The sequence below is a fragment of the Roseburia sp. 1XD42-69 genome (assembly GCF_003612565.1).
Classification (GTDB): Bacteria; Bacillota; Clostridia; order Lachnospirales; family Lachnospiraceae; genus Roseburia_B.
This window is the reverse complement of the sequence record NZ_RAZG01000031.1, coordinates 1-21,317: the sequence shown is the minus strand read 5'-3', so window position 1 is coordinate 21,317 and position 21,317 is coordinate 1. Positions and strand designations below refer to the sequence as shown.

At 36.8% G+C, this 21,317-nt stretch carries 19 protein-coding genes and 2 tRNA genes; 17 read left to right on the top strand and 4 right to left on the bottom strand.

Going from position 1 to position 21,317, the window contains the following annotated elements; all coding sequences use genetic code 11:
- The first annotated feature begins 39 nt into the window (after positions 1 to 39).
- Positions 40 to 1,803, top strand: a complete 1,764-nt coding sequence (locus tag D7Y06_RS14520) for a leucine-rich repeat protein (protein ID WP_120408494.1) — start codon at positions 40 to 42, stop codon at positions 1,801 to 1,803.
- 44 nt (positions 1,804 to 1,847) lie between these two features.
- On the opposite strand, the gene D7Y06_RS14515 is transcribed toward D7Y06_RS14520, so the two are convergent.
- Positions 1,848 to 2,798, bottom strand: a complete 951-nt coding sequence (locus tag D7Y06_RS14515; protein WP_120408493.1) for an alpha/beta fold hydrolase — start codon at positions 2,796 to 2,798, stop codon at positions 1,848 to 1,850.
- 170 nt (positions 2,799 to 2,968) lie between these two features.
- Here D7Y06_RS14515 and D7Y06_RS14510 point away from each other — a divergent pair, with 170 nt between their 5' ends.
- The 12 genes from D7Y06_RS14510 to D7Y06_RS14455 all read left to right on the top strand — a co-directional run bounded on the left by D7Y06_RS14510 (position 2,969) and on the right by D7Y06_RS14455 (position 15,814).
- The gene (locus D7Y06_RS14510) at positions 2,969 to 3,994 is read left to right on the top strand and encodes a sensor histidine kinase (protein ID WP_120408492.1); all 1,026 of its coding nucleotides are present in this window, start codon (positions 2,969 to 2,971) and stop codon (positions 3,992 to 3,994) included.
- Positions 3,995 to 3,997: 3 nt separating this feature from the next.
- A complete protein-coding gene (locus D7Y06_RS14505; RefSeq protein WP_120408491.1) occupies positions 3,998 to 4,648 on the top strand; it encodes a response regulator in 651 nt (216 codons plus the stop codon).
- A 279-nt stretch (positions 4,649 to 4,927) separates the two neighbouring features.
- The gene (locus tag D7Y06_RS14500; protein ID WP_120408490.1) at positions 4,928 to 5,695 is read left to right on the top strand and encodes a ParA family protein; all 768 of its coding nucleotides are present in this window, start codon (positions 4,928 to 4,930) and stop codon (positions 5,693 to 5,695) included.
- Position 5,696: 1 nt separating this feature from the next.
- Positions 5,697 to 6,620, top strand: a complete 924-nt coding sequence (locus tag D7Y06_RS14495) for a ParB/RepB/Spo0J family partition protein (RefSeq protein ID WP_120408489.1) — start codon at positions 5,697 to 5,699, stop codon at positions 6,618 to 6,620.
- A gap of 21 nt (positions 6,621 to 6,641) precedes the next feature.
- Complete coding sequence (locus D7Y06_RS14490) at positions 6,642 to 7,139, top strand: DUF4446 family protein (RefSeq protein WP_120408488.1); 498 nt, start codon at positions 6,642 to 6,644, stop codon at positions 7,137 to 7,139.
- A 12-nt stretch (positions 7,140 to 7,151) separates the two neighbouring features.
- A complete protein-coding gene (locus D7Y06_RS14485; RefSeq protein WP_120408487.1) occupies positions 7,152 to 8,198 on the top strand; it encodes an HD-GYP domain-containing protein in 1,047 nt (348 codons plus the stop codon).
- A 32-nt stretch (positions 8,199 to 8,230) separates the two neighbouring features.
- The gene (locus D7Y06_RS14480; RefSeq protein ID WP_120408486.1) at positions 8,231 to 9,112 is read left to right on the top strand and encodes a DUF3881 family protein; all 882 of its coding nucleotides are present in this window, start codon (positions 8,231 to 8,233) and stop codon (positions 9,110 to 9,112) included.
- Between the two features lie 74 nt (positions 9,113 to 9,186).
- Positions 9,187 to 9,260 (top strand) — tRNA-Arg (locus tag D7Y06_RS14475).
- 208 nt (positions 9,261 to 9,468) lie between these two features.
- A complete protein-coding gene (locus tag D7Y06_RS14470) occupies positions 9,469 to 9,828 on the top strand; it encodes an Hpt domain-containing protein (RefSeq protein WP_120408485.1) in 360 nt (119 codons plus the stop codon).
- A 26-nt stretch (positions 9,829 to 9,854) separates the two neighbouring features.
- Positions 9,855 to 12,164 (top strand): hypothetical protein, encoded by a 2,310-nt coding sequence (locus D7Y06_RS14465; protein WP_120408484.1) that lies wholly within the window; start codon positions 9,855 to 9,857, stop codon positions 12,162 to 12,164.
- Between the two features lie 107 nt (positions 12,165 to 12,271).
- Positions 12,272 to 13,867 (top strand): hypothetical protein, encoded by a 1,596-nt coding sequence (locus tag D7Y06_RS14460; protein ID WP_120408483.1) that lies wholly within the window; start codon positions 12,272 to 12,274, stop codon positions 13,865 to 13,867.
- A 369-nt stretch (positions 13,868 to 14,236) separates the two neighbouring features.
- Positions 14,237 to 15,814: a glycoside hydrolase family 43 protein gene (locus tag D7Y06_RS14455; protein WP_120408482.1), complete on the top strand. Its 1,578-nt coding sequence runs from the start codon at positions 14,237 to 14,239 to the stop codon at positions 15,812 to 15,814.
- 31 nt (positions 15,815 to 15,845) lie between these two features.
- Here the strand turns inward: D7Y06_RS14455 and pepT are convergent, their stop codons facing one another.
- Entirely contained in the window at positions 15,846 to 17,060 is a 1,215-nt protein-coding gene (gene pepT, locus D7Y06_RS14450; RefSeq protein WP_120408481.1) for a peptidase T, read from the bottom strand.
- Positions 17,061 to 17,173: 113 nt separating this feature from the next.
- Between pepT and D7Y06_RS14445 the strand changes: the two genes are divergently transcribed.
- The 3 genes from D7Y06_RS14445 to D7Y06_RS26000 all read left to right on the top strand — a co-directional run bounded on the left by D7Y06_RS14445 (position 17,174) and on the right by D7Y06_RS26000 (position 18,161).
- Positions 17,174 to 17,246: transfer RNA gene (locus tag D7Y06_RS14445), tRNA-Lys, on the top strand.
- A gap of 103 nt (positions 17,247 to 17,349) precedes the next feature.
- Positions 17,350 to 18,003 carry an HAD family hydrolase gene (locus D7Y06_RS14440; RefSeq protein WP_120408480.1) on the top strand — a complete coding sequence of 218 codons (654 nt, stop codon included), beginning with the start codon at positions 17,350 to 17,352 and terminating at the stop codon, positions 18,001 to 18,003.
- A gap of 14 nt (positions 18,004 to 18,017) precedes the next feature.
- A complete protein-coding gene (locus D7Y06_RS26000; protein WP_158591379.1) occupies positions 18,018 to 18,161 on the top strand; it encodes a hypothetical protein in 144 nt (47 codons plus the stop codon).
- A gap of 32 nt (positions 18,162 to 18,193) precedes the next feature.
- Here the strand turns inward: D7Y06_RS26000 and trmB are convergent, their stop codons facing one another.
- Entirely contained in the window at positions 18,194 to 18,832 is a 639-nt protein-coding gene (gene trmB, locus D7Y06_RS14435; protein ID WP_120408479.1) for a tRNA (guanosine(46)-N7)-methyltransferase TrmB, read from the bottom strand.
- Between the two features lie 156 nt (positions 18,833 to 18,988).
- Between trmB and D7Y06_RS14430 the strand changes: the two genes are divergently transcribed.
- The gene (locus tag D7Y06_RS14430; protein WP_243119335.1) at positions 18,989 to 20,419 is read left to right on the top strand and encodes a D-alanyl-D-alanine carboxypeptidase family protein; all 1,431 of its coding nucleotides are present in this window, start codon (positions 18,989 to 18,991) and stop codon (positions 20,417 to 20,419) included.
- Positions 20,420 to 20,544: 125 nt separating this feature from the next.
- Here the strand turns inward: D7Y06_RS14430 and D7Y06_RS14425 are convergent, their stop codons facing one another.
- A complete protein-coding gene (locus D7Y06_RS14425; protein ID WP_120408478.1) occupies positions 20,545 to 21,081 on the bottom strand; it encodes a hypothetical protein in 537 nt (178 codons plus the stop codon).
- Between the last annotated feature and the right edge of the window lie 236 nt (positions 21,082 to 21,317).

The window sequence follows — 21,317 nt, the reverse complement described above, 5'->3', positions numbered from 1 at the left end:
GACTCATGAGAATGAGTTATTTTAGAAAGCAGGTGTTTTATGGGTAACAGAAGAATTAAATTTTTGGCTGGAATTATATTTTCTTCTCTCCTGATTTGTCAGACGGAACTTATTCCTGTTTCAGCATCTCTTAATTTTCCTTTGACGGAACTGCAGGAGGAAAAGCTGGGTTTTTATGATGAGCATGGATTTTTAATATCAAAGGTGAACGGGGAGCTTACATCTTTTGATGTAAGATATGTGGTTGATGAGACAGAAAAGACGAATATTAGAATTCCAGATAATGTAAAAATTATTGGTAAGGGAGCATTTTCAGGAAATTTTTTAACAGATGGTACTGTGATTATAAATGAGGGTGGACGAAAAATTCAGACTGCTTATATCCCAAGAAGTGTGGATGAAATTGGAATGAACGCCTTTCGGGACTGTACCGAACTTACCACAGTAAAATTTGGAAAAAATCTACCATATGATAATTTTCACAATTTAACTTTAGGAGAAGCTGCTTTTAAGGGATGCACCAGTTTAAAGAGCCTTGATATGTCAGATTTAGACAGGGTAAATATTGTAGGGCCTAATCTTTTTGAAGGATGTACCAGTTTACAGTCTGTAAATTTGTCTGATGCTTTGACGGAAATTCCAGACAATATGTTTAAGGATTGTACCAGTTTAAAGTATATATATATTTCAAATAATGTAACTTCTATCAGTGATAGTGCTTTTGACGGAACAAAGAATTTAACAATTTACTGCGAGTCGGGTTCAACCGCAGCAAAATTTGCAGAGGATAATAAAATTCTTAAAAAATTTACAAATGCATCTGGTTATGAAAAAGAAAAGCAGAATATTGAGCTTGGAGTTGAGTTAGTAAATAATAGAATTCTTAAATATCATGATGAGGAAGATTTTAATCTCCAGGCAACTTATACTGGTGATGGGATTATTTCTTATATACCTGAAAATTCTAATATTGTTTCTGTGGATGATAATGGACTTGTGTCGATTAAGGGAATTGGAAGTACTTATATATATATAGAAGTAACAGAGACTAAAATTTTTGACAGAGGATATCTTCGTGTTCCCATAACTATTACAGAGAGAGGGAAAGAGCCGGAAATACCACCGGAAGAAAATCCGGAAAATCCGGAAGAACCTGTTAATCCAGATAATCCAGAAAATCCGGATAACCCGGATAATCCAAATCCTTCTCCCGGGGGGGACACAGATTCTGGAAATAATAGCGGAGAGGGTTCCACTGAAAATCCGGGAAATGGAGATTCTTCTCTTTCTAATGAACAGAAAGTTGAAGTGAAAAGAATAGAAGTAACTTATGGGGATTCCCCTTTTGTGATTCAGCCGGGAAAAGATATGGGAAAGAAAGTTTCATTTTCTACTTCCAATAAAAAAGTATTTACTGTAAGTACAAAGGGGAAGATTACAATAAAGGGCTGTGGCTTGGCAAAGTTGAAAATGAAGTCTAAGACTATGACAAAAACCTTTGAGATTGTAGTAAAGCCCCAAAGGAATACTATTACATCTTTACAAACGGAAAAGCGGAATTTTAATGTAAAATATAAAAAGGATAAAAAAGCTGATGGATATTATATTTATTATGCCACAGATTCCAAGTTTAAAAAGAATTTGAAAAAGGTTAAGGTTTCAAAAAATAAGACTACGGAATATACTGTAAAAAAATTGAAGTCGGGGAAAAAATATTATGTAAAAGTATATTCATTTAAAAAATCTGGAAAAAGTATTATCTTAAGTGATTCCAGTAAAGTAAAGACAATAATAGTAAAATAATAAAAAATACCGCTCTATATTTTTTGGAGCGGTATTTTTTATTATTAGCTTTCATAAAACATCCGTATGATTTCCATAAATTTTTTTGGATCCTCCAGTTGAGGAAGTTTGCCACAGTTGGAGATATAAGCAGTTTCAATATTTTCATCATATTTCAGGTAGGAATCCAATACCTGCACAGAGGACTCTTTATCTCTGTTTCCAATAAGATATATGGGATTTTCAATTTTCTTTAATGCTGGAATAATATTTATTTTGGTGTAATTTCCAATTATGCTTCCATATAAATATTTGCCTTTGCTTCTGTCTAAGTGAGCTGATTCATGATAAGCATTTTTTGTCTCGTCAGAAATTAAATTTTTTCGCTTAAAATAATCTCTTTCAAATAATTCGGTAATTCTCTGTTCCCGCATTTTTGTATTATAATAAAAGGTTCCTATTATGGGAAGGTCGATTATATTTTTTAGGAAGTTGTCCCCTTTATTTGGAATACCCTGGAGAGATTCTAAAGAGGGAGGGCTCACCAGGAAAATCCGGTGGAAAATGCTATCATCCATATTTGCAGCCATTAAGGTAAAGGAGCCGGAGTCACCTGTGGCAAATACATCTGTTTTTTCTTCTATTATCTTTTTTACAAAATCAGTGATTAACTGAACATACATATAATTGGTGTAAGTGAAATTGGGTTTATCTGAGCGGCCGCAACCCAATAAATCTAAGGTATAGACGGTATGCTCTTTTTCTAGTTTCTTTACAATTTTTTCCCATTCAGCACAGGAACTGGCGGGATGCAGGTCATGGATAAGAAGAACCGGAGTTCCTTTTCCCTGTTTTGTATAAAATATATTTCCGTAGCGCCATTCAAAAAAACGTCCTGACGTGGTATTTAGATATTTGCGTACACCGGCAGTTGCATCTATAAAAGTATTAATTCCATATATGGTGCCTGCGGCCAGTGCACTTAATAAAAAGAAATGTCTGATATTTTTTTTCATATGGGCCTCCTTAAAAGTTTTATTATTTATATTATAGACGAAATGATGAGGATATACAAACAAATTTCCTTGAAATTACTTTATTTTTATGCAGGAATGAAGTAAAATATATATATGTATACTTGTCTTTTTAGAAAAATGGTTACAGAACAAATGTTCTAGGAGAGACTATGATAATTACTTATTTGGAAAATATTTATTCTGAGTTACTAGAAAACAAAATCCAGTTGGAGCAAGAGCAGAGTGATATTACCTCAAAAATGAATAAGCATCTGAGATATATGGAGCGCTTGAAATTGGAGGATGAAAAAAATTTTGATGCTTTTTCTCCCAGAAAGCAAAACGTAGATTTGAAAAATCAGATTGAGCAGTTAGAAACTCAACAGCATGATTTTTTAGAATCCATTGAAAAGAAAAAAAAAGAATTATTAAAGATTGATTCTAAAATTGATGAATTGAATAGTGTATTAAAAATTGCAAAGCAGCAATCTGCTGCAAACGAAAGAATATTTGAAAAGAGTATACAGGAAAAAGAAATATTAAAATTGAAGTTGTTGGAAACCCAGGAGTTAGAGAGACAGAGGATTGCCAGAGAGTTGCATGACTCTTCAGTTCAATGTCTTACCGGTTTGGTTCACAAGACAGAACTTTGTACAAAGCTCTTAGAATTAGATCCTCCCAGGTGTCGTTTGGAAATGTTGTCTATGACGAAATCTTTGAGAAGCATTATTGAAGAAATGCGTCAAATGATATATGATTTGCATCCTATGTCTATGGATGATATTGGTTTTGATGATGTTATTGAGAGAGAAATGTATCGAATTAATCAACTAGGAATTGTCCATGCAGATTTTACGAAGGAGGGAAAATCTTATCAATTAAAACCTGTTATTGCATTAACTATTTTAAGGGTTATTCGAGAAGCATGTAATAATGTACTGAAATATGCCAATGCCACTTTATTGTTTGTAAAGTTGAGCTATGAAAAAGACAAAATAAAAATATTAATTTGTGATGATGGAGATGGATTTTCTTTAGAAGAACAGGCAGGAGAAATTAAGGATGATAATTCAGGCTTTGGTTTATCTACTATGAGAGAACGTATTTATCTCCTATCTGGGACTATTGAAATTAATACGGAAATCGGAAAAGGAACAAGAGTTACTGTAGAAGTACCAATAAGCAGAGAGGAGTAGCAAATGTCGGAAAAAGTAAAACTTATGATTGCAGATGACCATTCCATGATTCGTGAAGGATTAAAACAGCTTTTGGAATTAGGAGGGGAGTTTGAAGTGATAGCAGAGGCAAATGACGGAGAAGAATGTTTGCAGATTACGGATAATTTAAAACCTGATGTCTTATTGCTTGATATAAATATGCCAAAGAAAAATGGTTTAGAAGTTTTGCAGGAATTAAAAAATAGAAATTCAAAAATAAAAGTATTAGTATTGACAGTGCATAATGAAGTAGAGTATTTAATGAAAGCAATGGAGATAGGGATTAATGGTTATTTGTTAAAAGATTCCGAATCTTCTAAATTAAAAAAAGCAATAATGACTGTAATAAGGGGAGAAACATATATACAGCCAAGTATGATTCCAATTTTAAATTCTAAGATGTTAAATATGAAAAATGATCATGATAAATTGGAGAGTTTAACGAAAAGGGAATTGGATGTTTTGAAAAATTTAGCTGTAGGAATGTACAATAAGGAGATAGCTACAAAGTTGAATATAAGTGAGAGAACAGTAAAAAACCATGTTTCAAATATTTTTAAAAAGATAGGCGTGGCAGATAGAACACAGGCGGCAGTATTTGCAATCCGAAATAATCTTGTAGACATTAATTAAAATCAAAATAAAAGAGAAAATGTTTCACGTGAAACATTTTCTCTTTTGTATTAATAAGAAATTACAATTAGTTTACAAAAAATGTAAATATGTTTTACTTAATACAAAATTTTACATTTTTTTGATAAAATGTGATAAATGAAAAATGTTTCACGTGAAACATCCACAATATATAGTAACAATAAAATATAGAACCACTAAATTCTATTTTTTATAGAAAAGAAAATCGAATAGTGCTATAATTAAAAACAAAAAAGAAAGGAATAACAAAAAAATAATATGGGACGTATAATAGCAATAGCTAACCAAAAGGGCGGGGTAGGTAAAACTACCACAGCAATAAATTTATCTGCTTGTCTTGCAGAATTAGGAAAAAAAGTTCTAACTATAGATACTGATCCCCAGGGAAATACAAGTAGTGGTTTAGGAATTGACAAAGATGAACTGGAAAATACAATATATGAATTAATGCTGGATGAATGTACAATTAAAGAATGTATTGTAAATACGGAAGTGGAAAACCTGGATTTAATTGCTTCCAATGTAAATCTTGCCGGAGCAGAGATTGAATTATTGGGGATAAATGATAAGGAATACATATTAAAAAATGAAGTAGATTATATCAAAGACGATTACGACTTTATTATCATTGACTGCCCTCCTTCATTAAATATGTTGACTGTAAATGCTATGACTACAGCCAGTACAGTTTTAGTTCCAATTCAGTGTGAGTATTATGCGTTGGAAGGATTAAGCCAGTTAATACACACCATAAATCTTGTTCAGCAACGTCTGAATTCAAATTTGCAAATGGAAGGTGTTGTATTTACTATGTATGACGCCAGAACAAATCTTTCCCTTCAAGTTGTAGAAAATGTAAAAACAAACCTGGATACTACCATTTATAAGACAATTATTCCAAGAAGTGTGCGTTTAGCAGAAGCGCCCAGCCACGGTCTGCCTATCAATAAGTATGACTCAAAATCAACTGGAGCAGAGAGTTATCGCATGTTAGCAAAAGAAGTGATTGATAGAAAGGATTTATAATATGGCGGCAAAAAAAGGTGGTTTAGGTAAAGGGCTGGATTCTCTGATTCCTTCAAAAACATTTGTTGAGAAAGAAACAGAATCTGCAGATAGCAATACTCAGCCAGTAATTGAAAACGCATACAAAGATGCAGTTATGATGGATATTCAGAAAGTGGAACCAAACAGGGAACAGCCAAGAAAAACTTTTAATGAAGATGCATTATTGGAATTATCAGAATCAATAAAGCAATTTGGTGTTCTACAGCCTTTGCTGGTGCAGGATAAAAATGATTATTATGAGATTATTGCCGGAGAGAGAAGATGGCGGGCTGCCAAGATGGCAAAGATAAAAGAGGTTCCTGTTGTTATTAAAAATTTATCCGAGCAGGAAATCGTGGAAATATCTCTGATTGAAAATATACAGAGAGAAGATTTAAATCCTATTGAAGAGGCACTTGCTTACAAACGTCTTTTAGAAGAGTTTAATTTAAAACAGGACGAGGTAGCAGAAAGAGTTTCCAAGAGCAGAACAGCAGTGACAAATTCTATGCGTCTTTTAAAATTAACTAAGGAAGTTCAGCAGATGCTGATTGACGATATGCTTTCTACCGGACATGCAAGAGCTCTTCTTGCCATTGAGGATCCGGAAAAGCAGTATAGTCTTGCTCAAAAAATTTTTGATGAGAAGCTAAGTGTCCGGGAGACAGAAAAATTAGTAAAGAAAATTCAAAATGAGAAGCAGGAATCACCAAAAGAAGAAACTCCTATTGATCCGAAATTAGAGATAATTTATCAGGACCTGGAAGAAAAAATGAAATCTATTTTAGGCACAAAAGTAGAAATAAAAAAGAAAGATGCCCAAAAAGGAAAAATAGAAATTGAATACTATTCTTCTGAGGAACTTGACCGGATTGTGGATTTATTTCAATCAATACAAAATTAACAGTAAAAGAGGAACAGAGATATGATAGAATATTATTTAGGAATTGACTCCGACTATGTAATAATGGGGTTGGCAGCATTGACAGTTTTACTTTTGCTTATTGTGTTTATCAATATCATACAGATGCATAAGCTGAAAAAAAAGTACAAAATGTTTATGGATGGAAAAAATGCAAAAACTTTGGAAGAATCCATATTAAGCCGTATGGATCAAATTGACCATCTTATTTCTTCCACACAGAAAAATGAATCTGATATTCAAAAAATTTATAAAAATATGAAAACTACTTTCCAAAAAGTTGGATTGGTAAAATACGATGCTTTTCATGAAATGGGTGGCAAGTTAAGTTTTTCACTGGCTCTTTTGAATGAAATAAATGATGGATTTATTGTAAATGCTATGCACAGCAGAGAAGGATGTTATACTTACATAAAGGAAATCATTGACGGAAATTCCATTATCGCATTAGCTGATGAAGAACAGGAAGCTTTGGACATGGCAATGAAAAGCAAAGATTAAGCGGAGTAGAAAATGATTATAAAAGAAGTGAAGCATATACAGGACGGTGATATTTTAGCATCTCCTGTTTTAACAGAAGAAAAAGAAATACTGTTAGAGGCAGGAACCGTTTTGAAAAAAGAGTATGCAGAACTTCTTTTTTCAATGTATATCTCATATGTGGAGGTTTTGGACCCCTATGAAAAATATGAGGTTCCCCATATGTTTTTTACCGAATCTGAAAAAGAATATTTTATCCATGAAATTGAAATTATCTTAGAAAAACATATTTATACTGATAAGAATACACTAAGGTATATAAAAAAACTGTCCGGGGAAATACAAAGTTTTGTCAGCGGAATAGATAAAAATCAAATTTATGATTACAGAAATCGAAAGACAAATCTCTATGAGCATACTCTTATGGTGACAGTTCTTTCCCTAATAATTTCAGAAAAATTAAACTTTGATAAGGAAAGAAAAGAAGAAGTTGCTTTGGGATGTCTGCTTCATGATTTAGGACTTCGCTATATTACAGTTCCCTATTTAAATTTGGACATGGAAAAGTTATCTCCAGGGGATGTATTTGAATTCAAAAAACATACGATTCTTGCATATACTGTATTAGATGGACAAGATGACTGGTTTCCTAAAATATCTAAAAGTATGGTTTTATCCCATCATGAGAGAAAAGACGGTTCTGGTTATCCATTAAAACAGAGAAGACAAAATTTAGAGTGTGAAATTATTCAGTTATGTGATTTTTTTGACTGCATGATTTCGGGATTTGAAGAAAAAATAATATCTGTGGATAAGGCAATGGACCGGCTTGATTTTGAATCCGGCAGCAAATTTGATAAAGAACTATTCCATATTTTATGTTCTATGATATCTAAGTACCCTGTGGGAACAAAAGTGAAATTGTCTAATGAAAAATACGGCGTGGTGGTCAATCAGACAAATCATAGAGAGAAACCTGTGATTCATTATCTGACAGGAGCATATGGAAATATTATAGAAAATGATATCTGTAATTTAGAAAAAACAACTGGTATTTTTATTGAGAACGTGATAGAATAGCATTTAGCAGTTTATAGGAAAGAAGGTAAGCCATGCACAGTTTTATGAGAGCGATTGGTTTTGAACAATTAAACAATGTACAATTAGAAGAGCTTTTGAATAAAGTCGTGGCATCCCATGACTATATTCATACAGCTACGGATTCCCAAGGAAATGAGTTTGTACAGTATACCATGCATATTGGGGAGTCCATGGGAATTTGCGCCTGCGGTTCTTATTTGGAAAACGGAGAATTTAGTATGGATTACTATTATCCATTTTTTTTGGGAAGCGGTATCACAAGCCATGAACAGGTTGGAATTGAAAAACATGCAGATAAAGAATCTTACGCTGCAGTGTGCGATGATATAAAAGTGGGAGTGACTCTGATATACTTTTTGCAGAACGTGGGAGAATATCTCTCTTTTATTGAAGATAGTAAAGGGGGATTTCCTTCTAATGTCACATCCACTATGGCCGGACTTTCTTTAGGGGGAAAAATTATTCTTCCCATTAACAAAAATGAAAAGCAGATAAGAAAAAATGAAAAGACAAATCAGAACAGGAATCATTTAATTGCAGCGGCAAGGGATGGAGATGAGGATGCTATAGAGAGCCTTACTTTAGAAGATATTGATACTTATTCTATGATTTCCAGAAGAATTGCAAACGAAGATATTCTCAGTATTGTGGATTCCTATTTTATGCCCCATGGAATAGAAAGTGACCAGTATTCCATTCTGGGGGAAATTTTAAATTATTATTATGTGAGCAATAGCTTTTCCCAGGATAGGATTTGTGTTATGACTGTGGATACCAATGATTTAGTTTATAATATTTGTATCAATGAAAATGATTTAGTGGGAGTACCTGCAGTGGGGAGAAGATTTAAAGGAAATATTTGGATGCAGGGAACAGTTAATATTAGAAATTAGTTGATTTTTTTCTGCAGAAGTGTTAAACTTATTAAGTGCTAAATAAGGCACAATAATATATATAATTTTTAATTGTCGCTATAGCTCAGCTGGATAGAGCGACCGCCTCCTAAGCGGTAGGCCGGAGGTTCAAATCCTCTTAGCGACGTAGTAAGAAATACCGAAAACACTGGAATTCCAGAGTTTTCGGTATTTTACATTGTAAGTCGGTTTTCCAATAACATTTCTAAAATTAAAAGAATTTCCAGAATAAAATAATTTGTTATTATAATTAAAAAGTGATATAATAAAAAAAATATATTGTGTTTTTTGTGGCAGGAAAAAATAAATTATGATTGATTCTTGGAGGAAATGTTATGGATTTGAAAGAATTTTACGCAAGAGTTGGAGGAAATTACGATTCCATTATGGGACGTCTCATGAAAGAGGAACGTATTAAAAAATATGTTTTTAAATTTCTGGATGATACGACCTTTGAAACACTGTGTAAAACAATGGAAGAAAATGATATAGAAGAGGCATTCCGCGCTGCACATACAATGAAAGGACTTTGCCAAAATCTGGATTTATTGACTCTTTTTAAATCCAGCCATGACATGGCGGAAGCTCTTCGTCATGGAAAAGCAGACAATGCAGATGATATTTTAGAGCAGGTGAAAAAAGATTATGAGATTACTTTTGCCGCAATTAAAGAATTAAAAGAGCAGGAACAATAAAAAAATAAGTTTGGGTGGATTATAATATGGAATTTGTTCTGGAAGCAAATAATTTGAATCAGATTGAAAAAGATACTTTACTGTTTAAAAAAGGGGATAAGGTAAGTTTTATCGGCTGGATTATTAAGGGAAGTATCCGAATTGAAAATCATGGTGTAAAACGAATTGCAAAAGCGGGGGAGATGGTTGCCATCCCAGATGTGTTTGCAGATGAGTATTTTGGAAATTACACAACGGATGAGTATACCATTTTCTATGCGTTTCCCGCATATGATATAGAATCTTTACAGAATTTTATGAGCAGCAATAAGGAATATCTGGGAATTATTATTGATTCTGTTGCAAAGGAGTTCGCAAATTATTTAGAGGAACAGGAGCATTTATTAAACAGGGCTATAGAGTTGTATCTTTTTTTGCAAAAACATTACGAGTTTGCTGTAAAGGCAGGTATGGAAGAGGAAGTGCCGGAAGAATTTTTTGAACATCATCCAAACCAAATGTTTGAATTGAAAACGGAAGAACACAAGATAGCATATTACAGGGAATTTAATAAAGTTCCTCTTGAGCTGAAGAAAGATTTCTTTAACAGGAGCAGTATTATGACTCTGAGCCAATCGGAGGAGGCTTCCGTTATTATACATGAACTTCAGGATTCCAGTATGGAAATTATAAATTACATAAAAGAAATTTATTCTCTGTATTATAATGATAAAGGCAGTGGATTGTTTGACAGACAAGTTCGTTATGCCAAGGAATTAAAGAAAAACGGCAAGCTTCAAATGGAGAATATTCTCCATGTCAATGACACCAAAGAAAAGATAATTGTTATCACCAAAGAAATTGAAAAATGGACAGGGGAAAAACTTCTGGAAGATACAGAAGAACTTGAAAAGAAATTAGCCTCTATTATGAGCGCTTCCATTATGAGCAGCGAGGAGCCGGAGGAGGGGGCGAAAGAAGAGAATGTGGAAATGCTTGAAAATTCTCTTCAGCAGATTCTTGACTTTTCCAAAACAGAGACAGCACAGCAGAAAGAGATTAAAAATATTATCGAAGAATTTATTCAGGTTTCGGATAAACTTTCCACCCAGGATGATGTGAGAAAGCTGAAAAAGCAAATTATAGGATTCTTTTTTACTCTTTACAAAAAATGCCTGTTTCCATGGCTGGAAAATAAGCCTGTTCCTTTAGCGGTTAAACTTTTCCTGAATTACGGATATATGGATGAACGTTTACTGGACAGAGACCAGCTGGTATTTTTATGTGAAATGGTAAACAAAAAAGAAGAAAATATGCCTTTCCGTATTTATACCATGCCGGAATGGTTAAAGGAAATTTATGAGGGAAGAAAAGATACTTCCAGAAATTCCTTTGAACAGGATTTCAGAGATTATCTCCGGGAGGCAAAACGTACAGGGGATATAACAGCTGAACAGGAAAAACAGTTCCTCCAGGATAGAGGAAAGAGAGTGGAATTTGAAGTTGACAATATGTTTAGCAGCAACAATAAAATTGTCAACGGAAAATTATCTACTTATGTTCCTATATTGTATAAAGACCAATTTTATGGGGATTTATCCCGTATATTTATATCAAAAGGACAATTATGTGAGTCTATTCTTGAATTAGAAAAGAAAGACTTCACCGTGTTTTACCGGGAGGTTTTCTACAGTAATCCGGAAATGAAAGTGGATAAAGAATATGTAATGCGCAAGGTTTACCCTGATGTGATACTTTGTCCCATTTATGGTACAACTTCTTCCATGTGGCAGGAAATTACAGGAAAGAGGCGTGATTCCTCAGCCAGGTTCATTTTTCCGGTTATGATTGAGAGTGAATTGGATAAAGCGGTGACGAAAGCCTTTGGACGGTTTCACTGGGAATACTGCAGATGTGAACAGGGGGCGTCCTGGAATAATATCCAATATAAATCTCTTACCTCAGAATACATGGATTATATTCAGTATTATCGGAAGAATCATGATCTTACAGAAGAAAAAAGAGAAAAGATTAGAAGCCAGATTCAAAGGGCAAGAAATAACAGCAGAGAAATATTTCTGTCTGATTATGAAACATGGATTTACTTTGAATCTAATTCTGCTTTAAAATTAAATAAAGTTTCCAGACAGATTCTGGCTACCTATTGTCCATTTGAAAAATCTATGAGGGAGTTTTTAAAAACAAATGTGGCATTTGAACATGCAATGCAGGCCCAACAGAGGAATTTCAGTGAAAAGGCAAAAGAGTGGGAGCTGCGTATACGCAAAAGAGAAAACAGCGGATTGGAAGTTCCAGAAGAATTTTTGGAAACTCTTTCTTATTATTCTGATATGTAAGAATAAATTGTATTTGAAAACAAAGTACAGTATGCTACAATGAATATAAATATATAGGAAGTAACACTTTACAGGGTGTTACAATATAAAGTACAAGGGAGTATTATATGATTAAGGATAATGGAGTACAGGGAAATAAAGAGAAAAGGAAATTACATATTATACTATGTATAATGATTTTGACGCTACTGCTTTTAGCAGAAGTGTATCTCATGCTTAATTTTCCAAAAAGTTATATTTTCCTGTTATTAATTGGTGCAGTTTCTTTATTTCTTGTATACCGCATTGCCAATTCTGTTTTTATTTTGCAGGATGAAAAAGAGCAGGAGAGAGAGGATAAGAGGGAAAAAGAATTTGAAAGTATATTCAAATCAGAGAAAGCAACTTATCTTTTAATGAGGAAAAATTTTGCTGAACTGGCTGACATGCTTTTTCTTCTGAAAGGGGAATCAGGACTTCCGCTGGAGGATTTGATTTCTGCTCAGAAGTCTATTGCAAAAGTTACTATTAATAAGAGCAAAGAACATTCCACGGCAGTGATCAACTCAAACGAAGAGTTGAAAGGGTATTTAGAGGAAATGAATGGTAAATTTACTGATATCCAAAATGCAGTAAAAGAAAACATGGATAAGGTAAGTGAATTTGTCAGCAGTGAAATGCAAAGTAAAAATTTGGATGTAATATTAAGGTTAAATGAGATAGAAAAATCCATTAGCAGCGAGATGGAGGAAAAACTCAGCTCTATCAATATTTCTCCCCATGTGATGATGGAGCCGGAAGAATTATCTATTTCCCATATCTCACAGGAAGAGCCTGAAATTCAAAAAGAAGAAATTCAGAAGGAAGAAAATCTGGAAGAACAAGAAGAAATTGTAATGCCTGAGATAGAGGAATTAAAGGAAGAACCGGAAGAAATTGTAATGCCTGAGATAGAGGAATTAAAGGAAGAACCGGAAGAAATTGTAATGCCTGAGATAGAGGAATTAAAGGAAGAACCGGAAGAAATTGTAATGCCTGAGATAGAGGAATTAAAGGAAGAACCGGAAGAGTTTGATATGCCTGAAATAGAGGAATTAAAAGAAGAGCCGGAAGAACTGGTGATGCCTGAGATAGAAGAATTAGACAATCTGGAACCCAGAGTCGAACCTCTCACAGATAATATGGATGCCGGGGATCTGGGAGATTTGGAAGAAAAAGTTCGGGAACTGCAGCAGATGGCAGCGGAAGAAGAACCTGAAATGGCATCTCTTGAGGTGGAAAAATCTCAGGAAGATTTGTCGGATTTGATGGATCAGATAACGCCTGTGGAGAGTGAAATTAATCCTAAGATGACCCCGGAAGAAATTGAACAGCTTATAAATGAAAATAATGAGGAAGAATTTGTTCCGGAGATAGATTTATCTAATATTTCGGAGGAGATTCCCTCAATGGAAGAAATTGATAAAATGCTGGCAAGTATCCCTATGCCGGAGGAACATAACGAGCCGGAGTCTGTAGAGGAGAGTCCAGTTGTATCAAATGATTCCAACCATGTAATGACCCCTGATGAAATTGCAAAATTAATTGGAGAGACACCGCTGCCTGAGCCTGAGCCGGAGCCTGTACCTGAGCCGGAACCTGCGCCAACTGTTTCCGCTCCCTCCAATGATGCCAATCATGTAATGACTCCTGATGAAATTGCCGCTTTACTGGCAAGTGTTTAAAAAGAAAGGGGCTGTAAAAAAAGTCTCATAAAGAACAGCCATGATGGCACCAGTTGGTGACTATCATGGCTGTTCTCATGATTTTGATTGCTTTAAATATTTTTGGGCGTCTCTATCAAAGCCTGTCGCAAAACAGGCTTCCAAAAGGATAACCGTTGGCTACATAGTTATGCTGCCATTAATTTCCGTTTCTTTTTGTTATGGTATTTATATATTCCGTAACGATTTCCTTTTACAGGTCTGTTGCATCTAAAAATAAATTTTTTCAAAACTGCTGTGGATTGACAATAAAACTTTACATATATATAAAGTACTGTTATAATGAAGCTATCTATTTTGTCAATGATTTGTGGGACAGGAGGAAAAGAGATGAAAAAATCAGAAAGCGGGATCAACCCACTGTTGAAACTGGACTACCCGGACCCGGATGTAATCCGGGTGGGGGACACATATTACATGATAACCACAATGGTGCATTTTATGCCGGGGGGAGAGATACTCCGCTCCTATGACCTGGTAAACTGGGAGCACGCTGCCTTTGTATACGATAGACTGGACAGTACCCCGGAACAGAGGATGGAGGGGGGGAACATATATGGAAAGGGAATGTGGGCGGCATCCCTGCGGTATCACAACAATTTGTTTTATGTGTGCTTTTCTGCAAATGACACGGGCAAAACCTATCTGTACACATCGGAACAGATAGCAGGGCCCTGGAAAAAGCAGGAGATTCAGGGGTTTTACCACGACAGTTCCCTGCTGTTTGACGGGGACAATGCCTATATTGCCTACGGGAATAAGAAAATTTATATTACCCAGTTGAACAGCGACCTGACGGCGCCTTTGGCAGGGGGGCTGCACCGCCTGGCGGTCTGGGATGAGGGGCATCCGGGGCTGGGGTATGAGGGGACGCATTTTTATAAAATCAACGGAAGATATTACCTGTTTTTTATCCATTCCCTGAGGGACAGATGGATGCGCACAGAGGCATGTTTTGCGGCTGACTCCATTGACGGGGAATTTAAGGGCGGGGATGTTTTGAATGACGACCGGGGGTACTGCGGCCAGGGGGTGGCCCAGGGAGGGATTGTAGATACGCCGGAGGGGAAATGGTACGGCGTGCTGTTTCAGGACTATGGGGCGGTGGGGAGAATCCCTGTGCTGGTTCCGGCTGCCTGGGAAGGGCATATGCCGGTTTTAGGAGTCCGGGGGAAAGTCCCAGGGCAGTTTGAGCTGCCCCAGGGGAAAAACCATTCCTGCCGGCCTCTGGTGCAGAGCGACGATTTCAGAAAAGAGGAGAGCCTTTCCAGGGAACAGGAGAGGGAGCAGTACGGCTGTTATGGGCTAAAAAGCGTATGGCAGTTTAACCATGAACCGGATATGCAATTGGTGGAGCAGGATGCGGAGCGTGGCATTCTCTGGCTGAAGGCAGGCAGGCTGTGTGAAAGCCTGCTGCAGGCAAACAACATGCTGACCCAGAGAATGATTTATCCCGGCTGTGCCGGGGAGGTGACGGTTGACGCCTCCGGGCTGAAGGAGGGGGATTACGCCGGAATCTGTGCCCTGCAGGGGTGTTACGGCATGGTTGCCGTCACAAGGAAAAAGGATGGCTGTTACATTGTAATGAAGGGCAGGTCATTGGAAGAGGATTCCCCACTGGGACGGCAGGGAGAGGGGTTCCAGGAGACAGAGTGGGAATCGGTGAGGGCAGGGCAGGATGTTGTCCGGCTGAGGGTAAAGGCGGACTTTTTTAAAATGAAGGATGAGGCGGAATTTTTTTATCACCACGGAAACGGGTGGAAGCAGATTGGCGTCACCCAGAAACTGCATTTTGGTCTGGACCATTTTGCAGGATGCCGGTTTGGGCTGTTTCTCTATGCCACAAAAGAGACAGGGGGCAGGGCAGGATTTTCTGATTTTTTGTATTGTGCCAGGCCGGAGACATAGGGGGAAGAGGCTTTTTCACAGCCCCTTTTTCTTAATTTACATGGGATACAATATGACAGATTATTTCTACTACAGTTTCCATACTTTCCAGTGCAATATGTTCCATAGGACCGTGGAAACCATAACCTCCTGTTCCAAGGTTGGGACAGGGAATCCCCATAAAACTTATTCTGGCCCCGTCGGTTCCTCCACGCACAGGAGTGGAAACAGGAGTCAGTCCCACAGAGGTAATTGCCTCCTCTGCAAGTCGAATAATTTCCATATGGTTATCTATAATTTCCACCATATTCCGATAACTTTCCTGTATGCTAAGAGTTACCGTATCTTTTCCGTATTTTCCTGAAATAAATTCTTTCACTTTTTCCAGATAATCAAGTTTTTTCTGAAATAAATCTCCATTGTGGTCCCTTACAATATAAGACAGCTTTGCCTGTCCTATATCACCGGAAATATTGGTCAGGTGGTAAAATCCTTCACGGCCTTCCGTGTGCTCCGGGGTTTCATGTTCCGGTAGAAGAGATTGAATTTCACAGGCTATGGAAGCTGCGTTTACCATTATGTTTTTTGCCTCTCCTGGATGTACATTTTTTCCTTTCAGAGTAAATTCGGCTGAGGCGGCATTAAAATTTTCATAAGCAATCTCACCTTCATAATCACCGTCTACTGTGTAGGCAAAATCTGCCTGAAATCGGTTTAAATCAAAATGGTCAGAACCCTCGCCGATTTCTTCATCAGGAGTAAATGCTATATAGATATCAGGGTGAGGTAGATTGCGTTTTAAAATTTCCTCAACAGCAGTGATAATTTCAGCAATTCCCGCTTTATCGTCTGCGCCTAAAAGTGTATTTCCATCTGCAGTAATTAAAGTTTTTCCTTTTAATGACTTTAATCGCGGAAAATCACTGACTAAGATAGAGACTTTTCCATTTGGAAGGATGATATCTGTTCCATCGTAGTTTTCTATGATATTGGGCTTTACATCTTTTCCACTCATATCCGGCGCCGTATCCATATGGGAAATCAAACCTATCGATTTCCTAGAAGGATAGCCTTCCGTTGCAGGAAGATATCCATAGACATAACAAAATTCATCCAGCACTACATCTTTTACCCCAAGGGAAATTAGTTCCTGTTCCAATACCCTGGCAAGGTCAAATTGCCGGCTGGTGGAAGGGGTCGTCCCTGCAGATTCCTGAGAAGTTGTCCAGTAGGAAACATAATTTAAAAATCTTGGTAAAATATTCATAAAAATCTCCTTTCAATTATAAAAAAATGGCAAACTTTTTTTAAAAATAGTATTGCAATTTTATGAATTCTAATATATAATATACCGTGTCGTTGAAAAAGACAAGCAGTTATGCGCCACTAGCTCAGCTGGCAGAGCACCTGACTCTTAATCAGGGTGTCCAGGGTTCGAACCCCTGGTGGCGCAGTATAAAGTACCGATTTTGCAGCGGAAGGCTGTGGGGTTGGTGCTTTTTCTTTTTATAAAGATAAAAAGGTAAACAAATTGAGTATAAGATATGGAGGAGATTATGTATCGGTATCAAGCAGTTATTTTTGATTTGGACGGAACTTTGCTGGACACATTGGAGGACCTGAAAGACAGTGTAAATGCAGCTCTTTTCGCATACGGCTGTAAAGAGAGAAGTTTGGAGGAAGTAAGAAATTTTGTGGGAAACGGAATCCGTAATTTAATGCTTCAGGCTGTGGAAGGGGGAAACGCACATCCTGAATTTGAAAATATTTTTCAGTATTTTAAGGATGACTATAAAAAGAACTGTAAAAATAAAACAAAGCCCTATTCTGGCATCATGGATGTTTTAAAACAGTTGAAAAGAGATGGGGTAAAGCTTGCCATGGTTTCCAATAAGGCAGATTTTGCAGTAAAGGAGTTAAATTTGTATTATTTTAAAGATTTAGATATGATTGCCGCCGGGGAAAAAGAGGGAGTGAGGAGAAAACCGGCTCCCGATGCAGTGTTTCAGGCATTAAAAGAACTTAATGTAGATAAAGAACATGCGGTGTATGTGGGGGATTCCGATGTGGATATTCAGACGGCAAATAATGCAGAAATCCCCTGTATTAGTGTTCTCTGGGGATTTCGTGAAAAGGAATTTTTGGTGGAGCAGGGGGGAAAGGTATTTGCGGAAACCCCAAAAGAATTATTGTGTTTATTACAAGATTAGTGCAGGTTTAAAATATGCCGGACTTCCAAAAAAGAACGGCGCAGACAGCAGATTTTTTTCTGAAAGCAGGGGTGGCGGTAAAAAAAGTAACAGCATCTGCTGTGACGTTTGCGGCAGTTACAGTTGCAGTTTCCCATAAGACTCCCAATAAGAGATGATTTATTTATTATATGCGGAATTTTTTCTTTGGTTAACGTGAGGCAATGAGCTTATAAATAGGATTTCCCATGGCAGAAAACTTTTCCTCATATTCAGTCATTACATTGCCCTGGTTCATAGAAGTATCCCTGTGCAGGTCCGTGGTGCTGGCGTTTATTTTCCAACCCTGCCCAGGAATTTCTTCCATAGAAAAATCAAAGAGGCCCTTATTGTCTGTTTTAAATTCTATTGTGCCCTCCGGTTTTAAAACAGAGTCATAACAGGAGAGAAAAGCACCAGAGGTAAGGCGTCTCTTGGCATGTCTGTCTTTTGGCCAGGGGTCGGAAAAATTAAGATATATTTTATCGATTTCCCCTGGTGCAAATATTTCCGGAAGAATTTTTGCATCCACACAGAGAAACTTTAAATTGGGGAGGGTTTCTGTCTTCATTTTTTGCAGGGCCCGGTAAAGCACACTGGTATAGCGTTCTACCCCAATATAATTGACGCTGGGATTTTGTGAAGCTAATTCCATAATAAATTTTCCTTTTCCCATGCCGATTTCCATGTGGATAGGATTTGTATTGGAAAAAAGAGTGTGCCAATTTCCTCTATAGTCTCTGGGATTTTGTATACAATAAATGCTTTCCGCAACTGCCTCATCGGCACCCTTAATATTTCTTAAGCGCATATGTTCTCCTTATACTGTAAAAGTTTTGCTACTATAGTATTTTATAATAAATAGGGAAAAATGGAAAGTATAAATGAAAAAAGATTGATAGAGAGAGGAAATAAGTCTATACTGTAAGTATTGCAGGTTGATTTTAACTATTATGAGAGGTGTACATTGAAGATAGATAGAAAAAGAATAAAGAAAAAGCTGGTTGGCTGCATCAGCGCCATTGCTGTTACAGTCTGCAGCTTTTCCCTAAATACCCAGGGCTCCCAGCTGCAGTACTGGCCTCAGGGACCGGAAGTCCAATCTTCCGCGGCGATTGTTATGGAACTTAGTACAGGATTGATATTATATGAGAAAAACATCCATGATGTCCATTATCCTGCAAGCATTACAAAGATTCTTACCACTCTCCTTGCCGTGGAAAACAGCACTATGGATGAAGTGGTTACTTTTTCCAAAGATTCTGTATTCAATACGGAAGGTTCCGGAATTGCCCGGGATGTGGGGGAAGAGATGACGATGGAACAATGTCTCTATGCGGTTATGCTTGCCTCCGCCAATGAATGTGCCTATGCTGTGGCGGAGCATGTAGCCGGGGATATTCAGTCATTTGTGGATATGATGAATGAGCGGTGTGCTGCTTTAGGGTGTAAAAACACCCACTTTAATAATTGCAACGGGCTTCCCGATGAGCAGCATTACACCAGCGTATATGACATGGCTTTGATTGCCCGGGAAGCTTATTCCAATGAGACGTTCCGAATAATCTGCGGCACAAAGACTTACACCATTCCTTTTACCAATAAGCATGAAGATGAAGAGACATTTTTGCAGAATCATCATCAGATGCTTTATCCCTACAGAACCAGGGAGCATTTGTATGATTATTGCCTGGGAGGAAAGACAGGATATACTTTAGCTGCAAATTCCACATTGGTTACCTATGCAGAAAAAGACGGCATGACTCTTGTATGCGTGGTTATGGATGCACCGGGCAGCGGCCACTATGAGGATACAAGGGCTTTATTAGATTTTTGTTTCGATAATTTTAAAAAAATGAATGTGTCAGAAAATGAAGAGACATATGGGAATCAGGAGGAAGAAAAAAGCGGTAATTTTAACAACAGCCAGCCCTTTGTGTCTTTGGACCAGGAGGGGAGCGTGATTCTTCCAGTGACGGCAGAGTTTAAGGATGCGGACTCCCAGATAATTTATGACTATGCGGGTAAGGATGTGCTTGGAAGCATACAATATACTTATTCTGACAGAATTGTGGGACGGGCAGACATTGTTGCCACCGGAGCTCAGATTGACCAATTCCAATTTCATGAGGGTGAGGAAGTATTTGGGGATAATCATCAGGTGGAAGAGACAGAAAGCATGATTCCTCCAAAGGAAAAGAAAGTTTTTCAGATTACACCGGGGTTGATTTTTACAGTTATAGCGGGTCTTTTGATTCTTGTGATTTTAATTTTTATTATCCGAAAACTTGCGGATAACTTTTATCGGATTAAGCGAAAATTTATGATGCACCATAAAGTGAAAACTCCTTACAAAGAAATAAAGAAAAACAAGAGATTTGGAAGAAAAAATCGTTAAATAGAATAAAAAAATATGGGATATATAATATAAAAAGACAAGATATTTAATTTAATCTTGTCTTTTTATATTATAACAGACTTAAGGATAATTGTTTTATATTTGTAAACAATAAGTTAAAGTATCTAACAAATTGAGGGTTCACAATAAGTCTGACACAGTTTTTCCAGCTCATCCGGCTTGTCTGTATAGAGAATCAGACCGTTGGAAGTTTCTGCCATGGTGACAACCATATCCTGGAAAGTAATGGATTGTGCAATTAATTTTTTTAAGTAGGGGCAAAGTTCTCTGTCAGCTTGAAGAAAAATAGGGGTAAGGGTTTCCAGGGACATTGTTTTTACATGGGCCTGGGCAAAACCGCTTTTTAAGGCCGAATCCTGCTCAATCTGTTCCATAGATTTGTTTACAATGAAATATCCCTTTTCATCTTTTGGCATATTCATGGATTTGATTGCCCTCTGTACCTGTTTGGTGAGGCTGTCAGATGTAGGATAGAGAGACTCAAAATAGCTCATAAAATCAACGGCATGTTTAAAATGACGGTTTTCTCCCTGCTGTTCCACCTCCGCCAATAGGATTCTGCGGATAATGGATTCACAGGTTTTCCGGGAAGGGTTTTTTCTCAGAAAATCGCTTTTTTGTGTGGTAAATTCTTCATCCATAGCATGTTCTCCTTTCACTATTTGTCTGTTTTAAAATTATAGAGCAAAAAAGACATTTCAATATGTTTAAAATATATTATACGACATAATGGTAAAAATATCGAATTCTTTTTTTTAAAGTGAACATCAGAAGATATTGACAAGTGCAAATAGAAAAGAATATAATCCCATCTTCGACAGTTACAGAAAAACAAAGTGGCAGAATCCCTTGAATTTATTGGGGATATGCCACTTTT